A 12,904-nucleotide genomic window follows, 5' to 3' on the forward strand; every position below is an offset into this window, starting at 1 on the left:
GCGGGCTCCGCGCCGAGCGTTCGCGGACCTCCGCGCCGTGGGGCACCTTGGAGTGACGCGTGGCACACCGGCCACGGCGGAGAGGAGCACCCGAATGTCCGACCACACGTACCGCGTCACCGAGATCGTCGGCACCTCCCACGAAGGCGTCGACCAGGCCATCCGCAATGGCATCACGCGCGCCTCGCAGACCCTGCGCAACCTGGACTGGTTCGAGATCACGCAGGTCAGGGGGCAGATCGAGAACGGGCAGGTCGAGCACTACCAGGTCGGCCTCAAGGTCGGCTTCCGCCTGGAGGAGGGCGACTGACGCCGAGAGGGCGGCTGACGCGGAGGGCGCGCGTCAGGTGCGGCCCTCGCGCTCCTGGGCGTCCCGCAGCGCGGCGGACGTGGCGGCCCACCGGGCCCGCACGACCCGGAACCCGGCGCGCTCCGCGTCCTCGCAGACGAGGGCGTCGTCGTCCACGAGGACGCGGATCTCGCGCCGCCGCGCCAGCTCCCGGAGGGTCTCCAGCTTGGTGCGGCGGGCGGGCCTGCGGTCGTTGTCGCGGCGCATCCACACCCGGCCCCCGGGCAGCCCCCGCGCGGCGAGCCACTCCTCGGTGTCGCGGTGGCAGCGCTCGGGCCGGCCGGTCAGATAGACGATCTCGCACTCCCGCGCGTGCGCGAGCGCCAGCCCCACCCCTTCGGCGAGCGGCGGGTCCTGCGGCGCCGCCGCGAAGAACGCGTCCCAGTCCCGCGGGGCGCGCTGCAGGAACCGCTGCCGGTGGGCCGTGTCCGCGAGCGTCCCGTCCAGGTCGAAGACGGCCAGCGGCCGTCCGGCGGTGCTCTTCTCGTTCTCCGTCACGCGGTTCACCCTAGATCGGGGCCGTGTACATCCGCGTGCCCGTGTACATCCGATGCATCGGGCACCTATTCGGGGGAACCCAAGGGCGTGCGGTGACTATCGAGGAGTGGTGACATGCTGACCGTCCGGCACGACGACCACGACGACCACGGCGACGCCCCCGGCGGGCGAGGCACGGCCCGCCCGGTGCGCGGGGCCGCGCTGCTCGCGGGCGCCTTCGCGGCCCTGACGCTGCTCACGGCCTGCGGCACGGACGGCGGGCAGGCCGCCGCCCCGGACACCGGCTCGCGCGCGGCCACGCCGTCCCCCGGCGACACGGGCACGGACACCGCGTCCGGCGACGGCCGTGCCGGACCGGCGGCGGGCTCCGCCGAGGAGGCGGCGTCCTCCTCGGCCTCCTCCGCCTCGGCGGCCGGTGCCGGATCCGGGACCCGCTGCCACACCTCCGAGCTGCGCGCCTCGGTCGGGCCGAACCACCCGGGCGCGGGCCAGGAGAACTTCGCGCTGGTCCTGACCAACACGTCCGGGCACACGTGCACCCTGCACGGCTATCCGGGAGCGGCGTTCGTCGACGGGCACGGCAAGCAGCTGGGCGCCGACCCCAAGCGCTCCTCCGACCAGGCGCGTACGGTCACGCTGAAGCCCGGCGCAACCGCGTCGGCCGGGCTGACCTTCTCCAACCCGGAGGTCAGCGGCGCCAGGACCGCGACGCCCGCCGCGCTGCTGGTGACACCGCCCGACGAACGGGACGCGCTGAAGGTGACGTGGACCCACGGCGAGGTCCCGGTCTCCGGCAACGCCTCGTCGGTCCGGCTGACCGTCGTCCGCGCGGGCAGCACCGCCTGACCCCGTCAGGGGCCGGCAGCACCGCCCGACCCCGCCAGGGCCGGCGGGTGCGCGCCGCGCGGCGGCCGCGGTCAGTGGCCGCTGATCGCACGCGGGGTGTAGGGAGCCTCCAGCTCCTCGGTCTCCTTGCCGGTCAGTTCGAGGGACACGGCCGCGACCGCGTCGTCGACGTGCTCCGCCCGGGTGGCGCCGATGACGGGGGCGGTCACGGTGTCGCGGGCCAGCAGCCAGGCGAGGGCTACCCGGGCACGCGGCACGCCCCGGTCGGCGGCGATCCTGGAGACGGCGTCGACGATGTCGCGCCCGCCGTCGTCCTGGTAGAGCCGACGGCCGAACGCGTCGGTGCGGCTGCGCTCGGTGGTGGCCTCGGGATCGCGGGTCAGCCGGCCCCGGGCGAGCGGACTCCACGGCAGCACGCCGACACCCTGGTCCGCGCAGAGCGGCAGCATCTCCCGCTCCTCCTCCCGGTAGAGGAGGTTGTAGTGGTTCTGCATCGAGACGAACCGGGTCCAGCCGTTCAGCCGGGCCGTGTACTGGGCCTTGGAGAACTGCCAGGCGTACATGGAACTCGCCCCGATGTAGCGGGCCTTGCCGGCCTTGACCACGTCGTGCAGGGCCTCCATGGTCTCCTCGACGGGGGTCGCGGAGTCGTAGCGGTGGATCTGGTACAGGTCGACGTAGTCGGTGCCGAGGCGGCGCAGGCTGTTGTCGATCTCCGTCATGATCGCCTTGCGCGACAGCCCGTGCGCGTTGGGGCCGTCGTGCATCCCGCCGTTCACCTTGGTCGCGATGACGACCTCGTCGCGGCGGGCGAGCTCCCCGAGCGCCCGGCCCACGATCTCCTCGCTGCTGCCGTCGGAGTAGACGTTCGCCGTGTCGAAGAAGTTGATGCCCGCGTCCAGGGCCCGCCGGATCAGCGGCCTGGACGCCTCCTCGTCCAGGGTCCACTCGTGGGTGCCCCGGCCGGGGTCCCCGAAGCTCATGCAGCCCAGACAGATCCGGGACACGTCCAGACCGGTCGAGCCGAGTTTCACGTACCGCATGTTCACTCCTGCTGCGCAGACGCGGATGTTGGATGACGACGTGATCCCTGCCCGCGCGGGGCCCGTCGAAGCGCCGCCGTACACGGTCGCCGGGCGTCCGTCCGGGACAGGAGTCCCGTGAGGGCCCCGAAGGGGTCACTCACGCAGGGGCCCGGGAATCATGGCGCCCCGCGGGCGTTGAACACCGTGTGAGCTCTGTGACGGCATCGGCCCGGTTCTCCGTACTCGACCGTTCGCGCACCCGGGAGGGGCACGACGCTCCCGGGGCGCTGCGCGACACCGTGCGGCTGGCCCAGGTTCTGGAGGGCCTCGGCTACCACCGCGTCTGGGTGTCCGAGCACCACGGTGTGCCGGGGGTCGCCGGTTCGGCGCCCACGGTGCTGGCCGCCGCCGTCGCCGCCGCGACGCGCACGATCCGGGTGGGCACCGGCGGCGTGATGCTGCCCAACCACCGGCCGCTGGTCGTCGCCGAGCAGTTCGGCGTCCTGGAGTCGCTGTTCCCCGGCCGTATCGACATGGGCCTGGGCCGCTCCGTCGGCTTCACCGGCGGGGTGCGCAAGGCGCTCGGCCGCGACAGGGAGGACGCCGAGGACTTCGGCGCGCAGCTCGACGAACTGCTCGGCTGGTTCGACGGGACCTCGCCGACGGGGGTGCACGCCCGCCCCGCGGAGGGCCTGAGCGTGCCGCCCTTCGTGCTGGCCATGGGCGAGGGGGCGGCGATCGCGGCCCGCGCGGGCCTGCCGATGGTCATCGGCGACTTCCGCGACCGCGAGAAGATGCTGCGCGCAATCGAGCGCTACCGGGCGGCGTTTCGCCCCTCGGCCCGGCTGCGGGAGCCGTACGTCGTCGTCTCGGGCACGGTCGCGGTGGCCGCCACCCCCGAGGAGGCCCGGCGGCTGCTGGTCCCCGAGGCCTGGTCGATGGCGTACGCGCGCACCCACGGCTCGTTCCCGCCGCTGCCGCCAGCCGGGCGGGTGGAGAGCCTGACGATGACCGCGAAGGAGCGCGGCCTGTACGAGGCCGGCCTCGCCGGGCACATCGCGGGCACCGAGGAGCAGGTCGCCCACGATCTCGAGACGGTGATCAAGGAGACGGGTGCGCGGGAGGTGCTGGTCACCACCAGTACGTACGACCGGGACGCGCTCGTGGACTCCTACCGGCGCCTCGCCCGGGTCGCGGGACTGACCGCGCCCTGAGGGCTCTCCCGTAATCCCCGGCGGGCGCGCGACGACAGCTACGGCACCTCGCCGCGTTGTCGGATCGCCCGAATACGCCTGGTATGAGGACGGCCCCCCGGCCTTGCGATGCACAGCATCCGACGCCGCGCGCTGATCCACCGGGGATTACGGGACAGCCCTTAGGATCGTGGGGTTCGTCGCCCTTCACAGGAGTTCCCGGATGTCCTCGCTTCACGATCCGTACGTCCGGGTGCGCGGTGCGCGGGAGCACAATCTGCGGGGTGTGGACGTCGACGTCCCCCGGGACGTGCTGGCCGTCTTCACGGGCGTGTCCGGCTCGGGGAAGTCGTCGCTCGCCTTCGGGACGATCTACGCGGAGGCCCAGCGCCGCTACTTCGAGTCGGTGGCGCCGTACGCGCGGCGGCTCATCCACCAGGTGGGGGCGCCGAAGGTCGGCGACATCACCGGGCTGCCGCCCGCGGTGTCGCTCCAGCAGCGGCGCTCGACGCCGACCTCACGGTCGTCCGTGGGCACGGTCACCAACCTCTCCAACTCACTGCGGATGCTGTTCTCACGCGCGGGCGACTACCCGGCGGGTGCCGGGCGGCTCGACTCGGACGCCTTCTCCCCCAACACGGCGGCGGGCGCCTGTCCCGAGTGCCACGGCCTCGGTCGGGTGCACCGTACGACGGAGGAGTCGCTGGTCCCCGATCCGTCGCTGTCGATCCGCGAGGGCGCCATCGCCGCCTGGCCGGGCGCCTGGCAGGGCAAGAACCTGCGCGACGTGCTGGACGCGCTCGGCCACGACGTGGACCGGCCATGGCGTGAACTGCCCGCCGAGGAACGGGAGTGGATCCTGTTCACGGACGAACAGCCGGTGGTCACCGTCCACCCCGTCCGCGACGCCGACCGGATCCAGCGCCCGTACAAGGGCACGTACATGAGCGCACGGCGCTACGTCATGAAGACGTTCGCGGATTCCAAGAGCCCGGCGCTGCGGGCGAGGGCCGAGCGGTTCCTGGAGTCGGCGCCCTGTCCGGTGTGCGGGGGCAGCAGACTGCGGGCGGAGGCGCTGGCCGTGACGTTCGCGGGCCGCACGATCGCCGAACTGGCCGCTCTGCCGCTGGCGGATCTCGCCGGGTGTCTCGTCCCCGGGAACGAGACGGCCCGCGTGCTCACCGAGGACCTGAGGGCCCGCATCGCCCCCGTCGTGGAACTCGGGCTCGGCTACCTGAGCCTGGACCGGGCCACGCCGACCCTCTCGGCGGGCGAGCTGCAACGGCTGCGTCTCGCCACCCAGTTGCGCTCCGGCCTCTTCGGCGTCGTGTACGTCCTCGACGAACCGTCGGCCGGGCTGCACCCCGCGGACACGGAGGCCCTGCTCACCGTGCTCGGCCGGCTGCGGTCCGCGGGGAACTCGGTGTTCGTCGTCGAGCACCACCTGGACGTCGTGCGCGCCGCCGACTGGATCGTCGACGTCGGCCCGCTCGCCGGTGAGCACGGTGGGAGGGTGCTGCACAGCGGGCCGGTGCGGGAGCTGGCGCGGGTGAAGGAGTCGGCGACGGCCCGCTTCCTGTTCGACCGGTCCCCCGCTCCCGCCCGTGAGGTCCGCTCCCCGCGCGGGTGGCTGACTGTGGGGCCCGTGACCCGGCACAACCTGCGCGGGGTGACGGCCGAGTTCCCGCTCGGCGTGTTCACGGCGGTCACCGGTGTCTCCGGGTCAGGCAAGTCCACCCTCGTCGGCGAGGTGACCGGGGACCTGCCGGGCGCCGGGCGTCTCGTCGCCGTCGACCAGCGGCCCATCGGCCGCACCCCCCGCTCCAACCTGGCCACGTACACCGGGCTGTTCGACGTCGTGCGCAAGGAGTTCGCGGCCACCCCCGAGGCCCGCGCGCGCGGCTACGGCGTCGGCCGTTTCTCCTTCAACGTGGCGGGAGGGCGCTGCGAGACCTGTCAGGGCGAGGGGTTCGTCAGCGTCGAGCTGCTGTTCCTGCCGAGCACGTACGCCCCGTGCCCGGACTGCCGCGGAGCGCGCTACAACCCGGGGACGCTCGAGGTCACCTACCGGGGCCGGAGCATCGCGCAGGTGCTCGATCTGACGGTGGAGGCCGCGGCGGAGTTCTTCGCGGACGTGCCGGCCGTCCGCCGGAGCCTGGCCACGCTGCTCGACGTGGGCCTCGGCTATCTGCGGCTCGGCCAGCCGGCCACCGAGCTGTCCGGCGGGGAGGCCCAGCGCATCAAGCTCGCCGGGGAGCTGCAGCGGCCCCGGCGCGCCCACACCCTCTACCTGCTGGACGAGCCCACGACAGGGCTGCACCCGGCCGACGTCGAGGTACTGCTGCGGCAGCTGCACGGCCTGGTCGACGCGGGCCACACCGTCGTGGTCGTCGAGCACGACATGGCCGTGGTGGCGGGCGCGGACTGGGTGATCGACCTGGGCCCCGGCGGCGGCGACGCGGGCGGCCGGATCGTCACGGCGGGCCCGCCCGCCGAGGCGTCCCGGGCCCCGGGGAGCACGACGGCCCGCTATCTGGCGCGGGCGCTCGGCCGGGGCGCGTAGTCCTCGGAGCACCGGCGGCCGGGCGGGAGCATGCGAGACGGGGCCGGGGATGAGCACCACTCCCGGCCCCGCCCGTCCGCACATGACGGCGAACGTCGTACGGCTACCGCCTGCCCGCCCTGCGGGTCGCGCGGAGCCACTCCTTGTTCATGCCGGTGATGGACATCAGCGGGATGCCCTTCGGGCAGGCGGTGGCGCATTCACCGGCCAGGGTGCAGCCGCCGAAACCCTCCTCGTCCATCTGGGCCACCATGTCCAGGACGCGGGTCTCGCGTTCGGGGGCGCCCTGCGGCAGCACGTTGAGGTGGTTGATCTTCGCCGAGGTGAACAGCATCGCCGCGCCGTTCGGGCAGGCGGCCACGCAGGCGCCGCAGCCGATGCACTCGGCGTGCTCGAAGGCGAAGTCGGCGTCCGGCTTGGGCACCGGGGTCGCGTGGGCCTCGGGCGCGGACCCGGTCGGCGCGGTGACGTAGCCGCCGGCCTGGATGATCCGGTCGAAGGCCGACCGGTCGACGACGAGGTCCTTGACCACCGGGAACGCGGCGGCGCGCCACGGCTCGACGTCGATGGTGTCGCCGTCCCGGAAGGACCGCATGTGCAGCTGACAGGACGTGGTGCGCTCGGGGCCGTGCGCGTCGCCGTTGATGACGAGCGAGCAGGCGCCGCAGATGCCCTCGCGGCAGTCGTGGTCGAAGGCGACGGGGTCCTCGCCCTTGAGGATGAGCTCCTCGTTGAGCGTGTCGAGCATCTCCAGGAAGGACATGTCGGCCGAGATGCCGTCCACCTCGTAGGTGGACATCGCTCCGTCGGCGTCGGCGTTCTTCTGCCGCCAGACGCGCAGGTTGAGCTTCATGCGTAGCTCCGCTGAGTGGGATGGACGTACTCGAAGACGAGGTCTTCCTTGTGCAGCACGGGCGCCGCGCCGGTGCCGGTGAACTCCCAGGCGGCCGCGTAGGAGAACTCCTCGTCCCGGCGTTCCGCCTCGCCGTCGGCGGTCTGCGACTCCTCGCGGAAGTGGCCGCCGCAGGACTCGGAGCGGTGCAGCGCGTCGAGGCACATCAGCTCGGCGAGCTCCAGGTAGTCGACGATGCGGTTGGCCTTCTCCAGGGACTGGTTGAACTCCTCGCCGGTGCCGGGGACCTTGATGCGCCGCCAGAACTCCTCGCGGATCTGCGGGATGCGTTCCAGGGCCTTGCGCAGTCCGGTCTCGGTGCGGGCCATTCCGCAGAACTCCCACATGAGTTCGCCGAGTTCGCGGTGGAAGGAGTCGGGGGTGCGGTCGCCGTCGACGGACAGCAGCAGGTTCAGCCGGTCCTCGGTCCCGGCCAGTACCTCCTGGACCACCGGGTGGTCGTCGTCGATCCGGTCCCCCGCCGGGGTGCGGGCGAGGTAGTCGTTGACGCTGGCCGGGACGACGAAGTAGCCGTCGGCGAGGCCCTGCATCAGCGCGGACGCGCCGAGCCGGTTGGCGCCGTGGTCGGAGAAGTTGGCCTCGCCGACGGCGAACAGGCCGGGGACGGTGGTCTGCAGGTCGTAGTCGACCCACAGTCCGCCCATCGTGTAGTGCACGGCGGGGTAGATCCGCATGGGCACGGTGTACGGGTCCTCGGCGGTGATCCGCGCGTACATGTCGAAGAGGTTGCCGTACCGGGCCTCGACCGCCTCGCGGCCCATCCGCTCGATGGCGTCGGCGAAGTCCAGGTAGACGCCCTGGCCGCCGGGGCCCACTCCCCTGCCCTCGTCGCAGACGTTCTTCGCGGCGCGGGAGGCGATGTCGCGCGGGACGAGGTTGCCGAAGGACGGGTAGACGCGCTCCAGGTAGTAGTCGCGCTCGTCCTCGGGGATCTCGTTCGCGGGCCTGTCGTCGCCCTTGGCCTTCGGCACCCAGATCCGGCCGTCGTTGCGCAGCGATTCGCTCATCAGCGTCAGCTTCGACTGGTGGTCACCGGTGCGCGGGATGCAGGTGGGGTGGATCTGGGTGAAGCAGGGGTTGGCGAAGTGGGCGCCGCGCCGGTGGGCCCGCCAGATGGCGGTCGCGTTGGAGTTCATGGCGTTCGTCGACAGGTAGAAGACGTTGCCGTAGCCGCCGCTCGCGAGGACGACGGCGTCCGCGAAGTACGTGGAGACGCTCCCGGTGATCAGGTCGCGGGCGACGATGCCGCGGGCCCGTCCGTCGACGACGATCAGGTCGAGCATCTCGGTCCGCGGGTGCATCTCGACGTTGTCGGCGGCGATCTGCCGGGACAGGGCCTGGTAGGCGCCGAGGAGCAGTTGCTGGCCCGTCTGGCCGCGGGCGTAGAAGGTGCGGGAGACCTGGACGCCGCCGAAGGAGCGGGTGTCGAGGAGGCCGCCGTACTCGCGGGCGAAGGGGACGCCCTGCGCGACGCACTGGTCGATGATCTCGACGGAGATCTGCGCGAGGCGGTGGACGTTGGACTCGCGGGAGCGGAAGTCGCCGCCCTTGACGGTGTCGTAGAAGAGGCGGTGGACCGAGTCGCCGTCGTTGCGGTAGTTCTTCGCCGCGTTGATGCCGCCCTGCGCGGCGATCGAGTGGGCCCGGCGGGGTGAGTCCTGGTAGCAGAACTGCACGACGCGGTAGCCCTGTTCGGCGAGCGTGGCGCCGGCAGAACCGCCGGCGAGGCCGGTGCCCACGACGATCACGGTGTGCTTGCGGCGGTTGGCGGGGTTGACCAGCTTCGCCTGGAAGCGGCGGGTGTCCCAGCGCTCGTTGACGGGTCCGGCGGGGGCCTTGGTGTCGGCGACCGGCTCACCGGTCGTGTAGTCGGCGTAGGTCGTCATTTCAGCTCACCACTCCGGTCATGACGCCCACGGGTACGGCGACGAAGCCGGCCGTGAGCAGCAGCGCGAGGATGTTCGCGGTCGTCTTCAGGGCGCGGTCGCGGCTGCGGCTGCCGGCGCCGAAGGTCTGGGCGGCGCTCCAGAAGCCGTGCCGGATGTGCAGGCCGAGGGCGAGCATCGCGGTGATGTAGACGACGTCGCCGTACCAGGTGGAGAAGGTGTCGAGGACGTTCTGGTAGGGCTTGCCGGTCTCGAAGCCGCCGGAGTGCACGGTGCCGGTGGTCAGGTCGAGGATGTGCCACACGATGAACAGGCCAAGGATGATCCCGCCCCACCGCATGGTGCGCGTCGCGTAACTGGAGCGCGGCTTCTTGTGCACGTACTTGCTGGGCCGCGCCGTGATGCCGCGGCGGCTGAGCTGGTACGCGGAGACGGCGTGGGCGACGACGGCGACGACCAGCACGACGCGGATCAGCCAGAGCGTCCACTCGTAGTGCATGAACGGTTCGCCGACGGTGCGCAGCCAGTGGGCGTAGTGGTTGAACTCCTCGGCCCCGAAGTAGATCTTCAGGTTCCCGATCATGTGGGCGACCAGGTAGAGCAGCATGACGAGACCACTGACCGCCATCACTGTCTTCTTGCCGACGGTCGAGTCCCACGCGGTGCGCGCCATGGACGGCCGTCGGTCCGTCCGCGTTGCCAGAGCCATGCCGTCGACGCTAGGGCCACAAGGGCCGATCGGTCCAAGACATGGTCCACCTCGTTTCCATAGCCCTCGGCTATCGTGGTGGGGTGCAGTTCCAGCAGCTCCAGTACTTCGTGACCGTCGCCGAGACCCGGCACTTCACCCGGGCCGCGGAGCTCGTGCACGTCGCCCAGCCCTCGCTGTCCCAGCAGATCAAGGCGCTGGAGCGCGACCTGGGAGCGACCCTCTTCCAGCGGGCGCGCGGCAACATCACGCTCACCGACGCGGGCGAGGCGCTGCTGCCGCTGGCCCGGCGCATCCTGGCCGACGCGGACACCGCACGGCAGGAGGTGCAGGAGCTGGTGCAGCTGCGCGGCGGCCGGGTCCGCCTCGGCGCCACCCCGAGCGTGTGCACCGGACTGCTCCCGGACGTGCTGCGCGCCTTCCACGACCGCTACCCGGGCGTCCGGCTGATGATCGAGGAGGGCGGCTCGCACGACCTCGTACGGGAGCTGGCGCGCGGCGCGCTCGACCTGGCCCTGGTCGTGCTCCCACTGCCCTCCCCGTCACCGTCGCTGACGACGCTGGAGCTGCTGCGCGAGGACCTGGTCGTGGTCTCCGCCCCCGAGGCGCCCGCCCCGGGGCGGGGCCGCCGGGCGGTGCGGATCGCCGACCTGGAGTCGGAACGCCTCGTGATGTTCCGGCACGGCTACGACCTGCGGGAACTCACGGTCGCCGCGTGCCGTGCCGAGGGTTTCGAGCCGGACTTCGCCGTCGAGGGCGGCGAGATGGACGCGGTCCTCGGTTTCGTACGGGCGGGGCTCGGCGTGGCGGTCGTCCCGCGCATGATCGCGACACGGTCGGGACGCGGCCTGCGCGTGACGCCGCTGGCCTCCCCGGGCCTGCACCGCACGATCGCCCTCGCCCACCGCAGCGACGTGGCACCGCCCCGCGCGGCCCGGGAGCTGCAGCGGATGCTGCTGGAGCGGTGACCCCTCCCGCTGGTCAGGCGAGCACGGCCGGCCTGAGCGTCTCCTCGCACCACCGGCGGAAGCCTGTGGGCGCGGTCTTGGGGATACGGGGCGCGGCCGAGCCGTAGAAGCCCTGGCTGTCCATCGCCGAGGCCATGTCGGCCAGACCCCGGGCCCCGGCCTCGCTCGCCCCGAACCGCAGGGCGGACGCCCGGTACTCCTCCGGGGTCGTCTCCCGTGCCCGTACCGGACGGCCCAGTACCTCGGACATGACCTCCGCCATGCCGCCGGGGGTCAGGTCGTCGGGGCCGACCAGCGGGACGTCGGCCCGGCCGGTCCAGGAGCCGTCGAGCAGCAGACGGGCGGCCGTGGCGGCGATGTCGGCGGTGGCGCAGGTCCGCAGGACCCGGTCCGTGGGGTACGCCATGCGGAACTCGCCCGTGGAGCGCAGGGCCGCCGCCTGCCCGAGGAGGTTCTCCATCAGGAAGGGCGGGCACAGCGCCCGGTAGTGCACGCCGGTGGCCGCGATCCGGTCGTCCATGTCGAGCGAGGCGGAGACCGGACCGGCGTCCTTGGCGACACCGCGCCCCAGGGTGGAGACGGCGACGACCCGCTGGACTTCCTGCCGCGCGATCACCTCGCCGAGCGGCAGCGTGAAGTCGCGGAAGTGGCCCTCCACGCTGTCGGCGCCGGGCGCGGGCGGCACCAGCCAGAACACCTGCTCGGCGCCCGCGCAGGCGTCACCGAGGACCCTGGGGTCGGCGTGCGAGCCCTGGAACACCTCGGCCCGCTCGCGGGCCCGGCCGGTCAGGCGGCCGGGATCACGGGCGATCACGCGGACCGCGGTGTCGTCGTCCAGCGCGTCGAGGACGTTGTCTAGGACCTGTCGGCCGATTCCGCCGGCGGGGGTGGTGATGACGATCACGAGGCACAACTCCGGTTCGGGCAGGGAGAGCAGAGGGAGGACGGCGCCGGGGCGGGAAGCTCGTCCCCGCGCTTCCCGGCGCCCTCTCATCCTGTTCCGCGGCCCGGCGGAACTGAAGGACCGATCCGATCCCGGTTGTTACCCTGAGAGCAATACCGAGGGAATCAAGCACCGAACGGAGGCCGGGCATGGAGTCACGTCCCCTGCGCTACTTCGTCGCCGTCGCCGAGGAACTCAACTTCGCGCGCGCCGCAGAGCGGCTGGGGATCTCACCGCCGCCCCTGTCCCGCGCGATCCGCCGGCTGGAGGCCGAGCTGGGGGTCACACTGTTCGAGCGGACCACCCACAGCGTGACCCGGACCCCGGCCGGAGAGGTGCTGCTGGCCGAGGCCCGCGCCGCGCTGGACGCGCTGGAGGCCGCCGGGCGGCGGGCCAGGCGCGCGGCGAAGGAGCCGAAGCTCGTCCTGGCGGTGAAGGCCGACGGGGACGCTGGTCTGCTGGAGCCGATCCTCACGCGCTACGCGTCCGAGCCCGGTTCCGTGCCCGTCGCCGTCCGGCTGTGCGGCTGGCAGGAGCAGCCGGGGCTGCTGCGCACCGGCGAGGCCGACGCCGCCCTGGTCCACGCCCCGTTCGACGGCAGCGGCCTCGACACCGAGACGCTGGCCGTCGAGCCGCGCGTCGCCGTCCTCGCCTCGGATCACCCGCTCGCCGCCCGCGACCGGCTGGAGCTGGCCGACCTGGGGCTGGACGCCGGGAACGTGGAGCGGCACATCGACGAGGCCCGGCGCGGCCACGGCGACCTGGCGCAGGTGCTCACAGCCGTCTCCCTCGGGGAGGCCGTCACCCTGCTGCCCGTCTCGGTCACCTCGCGCTATCCGCGCCCGGGCGTCGCCTACCGCCCGGTGTCCGACGCGCCACCGGTCGTCCTCGCCCTGGCCTGGCCCCGGCAGTCCCGCTCGACGGCGACCGCGGCCCTCGTCCGCGCGGCGACGGCGGTCGCCGAGGAGGCCCGCGGCGGGGCGTAGCCGGTCTCGGCAGCGGGGTCCCGCC

At 72.9% G+C, this 12,904-nt stretch carries 12 protein-coding genes; 6 read left to right on the plus strand and 6 right to left on the minus strand.

What is annotated here, in order from left to right; genetic code table 11:
• The first annotated feature begins 94 nt into the window (after window positions 1-94).
• A complete protein-coding gene (locus ACFY93_RS18075) occupies window positions 95-310 on the plus strand; it encodes a dodecin (protein ID WP_391359658.1) in 216 nt (71 codons plus the stop codon).
• A 33-nt stretch (window positions 311-343) separates the two neighbouring features.
• Here the strand turns inward: ACFY93_RS18075 and ACFY93_RS18080 are convergent, their stop codons facing one another.
• The gene (locus tag ACFY93_RS18080; protein ID WP_391359661.1) at window positions 344-847 is read right to left on the minus strand and encodes a hypothetical protein; all 504 of its coding nucleotides are present in this window, start codon (window positions 845-847) and stop codon (window positions 344-346) included.
• A 114-nt stretch (window positions 848-961) separates the two neighbouring features.
• Between ACFY93_RS18080 and ACFY93_RS18085 the strand changes: the two genes are divergently transcribed.
• Window positions 962-1,693, plus strand: a complete 732-nt coding sequence (locus ACFY93_RS18085; RefSeq protein WP_391359664.1) for a DUF4232 domain-containing protein — start codon at window positions 962-964, stop codon at window positions 1,691-1,693.
• A gap of 71 nt (window positions 1,694-1,764) precedes the next feature.
• On the opposite strand, the gene ACFY93_RS18090 is transcribed toward ACFY93_RS18085, so the two are convergent.
• A complete protein-coding gene (locus tag ACFY93_RS18090; RefSeq protein ID WP_391359667.1) occupies window positions 1,765-2,736 on the minus strand; it encodes an aldo/keto reductase in 972 nt (323 codons plus the stop codon).
• Between the two features lie 188 nt (window positions 2,737-2,924).
• Between ACFY93_RS18090 and ACFY93_RS18095 the strand changes: the two genes are divergently transcribed.
• Both ACFY93_RS18095 and ACFY93_RS18100 read left to right on the plus strand, forming a co-directional pair.
• Window positions 2,925-3,932, plus strand: coding sequence for an MsnO8 family LLM class oxidoreductase (locus ACFY93_RS18095; RefSeq protein WP_391359669.1), 1,008 nt, complete (start codon window positions 2,925-2,927; stop codon window positions 3,930-3,932).
• Window positions 3,933-4,134: 202 nt separating this feature from the next.
• Complete coding sequence (locus tag ACFY93_RS18100; RefSeq protein ID WP_391359672.1) at window positions 4,135-6,474, plus strand: ATP-binding cassette domain-containing protein; 2,340 nt, start codon at window positions 4,135-4,137, stop codon at window positions 6,472-6,474.
• 103 nt (window positions 6,475-6,577) lie between these two features.
• Here ACFY93_RS18100 and ACFY93_RS18105 read toward each other — a convergent pair whose 3' ends face one another.
• From ACFY93_RS18105 to ACFY93_RS18115, 3 genes are read right to left on the minus strand one after another with little or no spacing between them, the layout of a single operon-like run.
• Window positions 6,578-7,327 (minus strand): succinate dehydrogenase/fumarate reductase iron-sulfur subunit, encoded by a 750-nt coding sequence (locus ACFY93_RS18105; RefSeq protein WP_391359675.1) that lies wholly within the window; start codon window positions 7,325-7,327, stop codon window positions 6,578-6,580.
• On the minus strand, window positions 7,324-9,273 hold the full coding sequence (locus ACFY93_RS18110) for a fumarate reductase/succinate dehydrogenase flavoprotein subunit (RefSeq protein ID WP_391359678.1): 1,950 nt from the start codon (window positions 9,271-9,273) through the stop codon (window positions 7,324-7,326). Before ACFY93_RS18110 ends, ACFY93_RS18105 begins: the two co-directional genes overlap by 4 nt.
• A gap of 1 nt (window position 9,274) precedes the next feature.
• Window positions 9,275-9,946, minus strand: a complete 672-nt coding sequence (locus tag ACFY93_RS18115) for a succinate dehydrogenase (protein ID WP_391359923.1) — start codon at window positions 9,944-9,946, stop codon at window positions 9,275-9,277.
• Window positions 9,947-10,065: 119 nt separating this feature from the next.
• Here ACFY93_RS18115 and ACFY93_RS18120 point away from each other — a divergent pair, with 119 nt between their 5' ends.
• Complete coding sequence (locus ACFY93_RS18120; protein ID WP_391359681.1) at window positions 10,066-10,950, plus strand: LysR substrate-binding domain-containing protein; 885 nt, start codon at window positions 10,066-10,068, stop codon at window positions 10,948-10,950.
• Window positions 10,951-10,963: 13 nt separating this feature from the next.
• Here the strand turns inward: ACFY93_RS18120 and ACFY93_RS18125 are convergent, their stop codons facing one another.
• Entirely contained in the window at window positions 10,964-11,854 is an 891-nt protein-coding gene (locus ACFY93_RS18125) for an NAD(P)H-binding protein (protein WP_391359684.1), read from the minus strand.
• Between the two features lie 188 nt (window positions 11,855-12,042).
• Here ACFY93_RS18125 and ACFY93_RS18130 point away from each other — a divergent pair, with 188 nt between their 5' ends.
• Window positions 12,043-12,879, plus strand: coding sequence for a LysR family transcriptional regulator (locus tag ACFY93_RS18130; RefSeq protein ID WP_391359687.1), 837 nt, complete (start codon window positions 12,043-12,045; stop codon window positions 12,877-12,879).
• The last annotated feature ends 25 nt before the right edge of the window (window positions 12,880-12,904 follow it).

This window comes from Streptomyces sp. NPDC008313, assembly GCF_042956125.1.
Classification (GTDB): domain Bacteria; phylum Actinomycetota; class Actinomycetes; order Streptomycetales; family Streptomycetaceae; genus Streptomyces.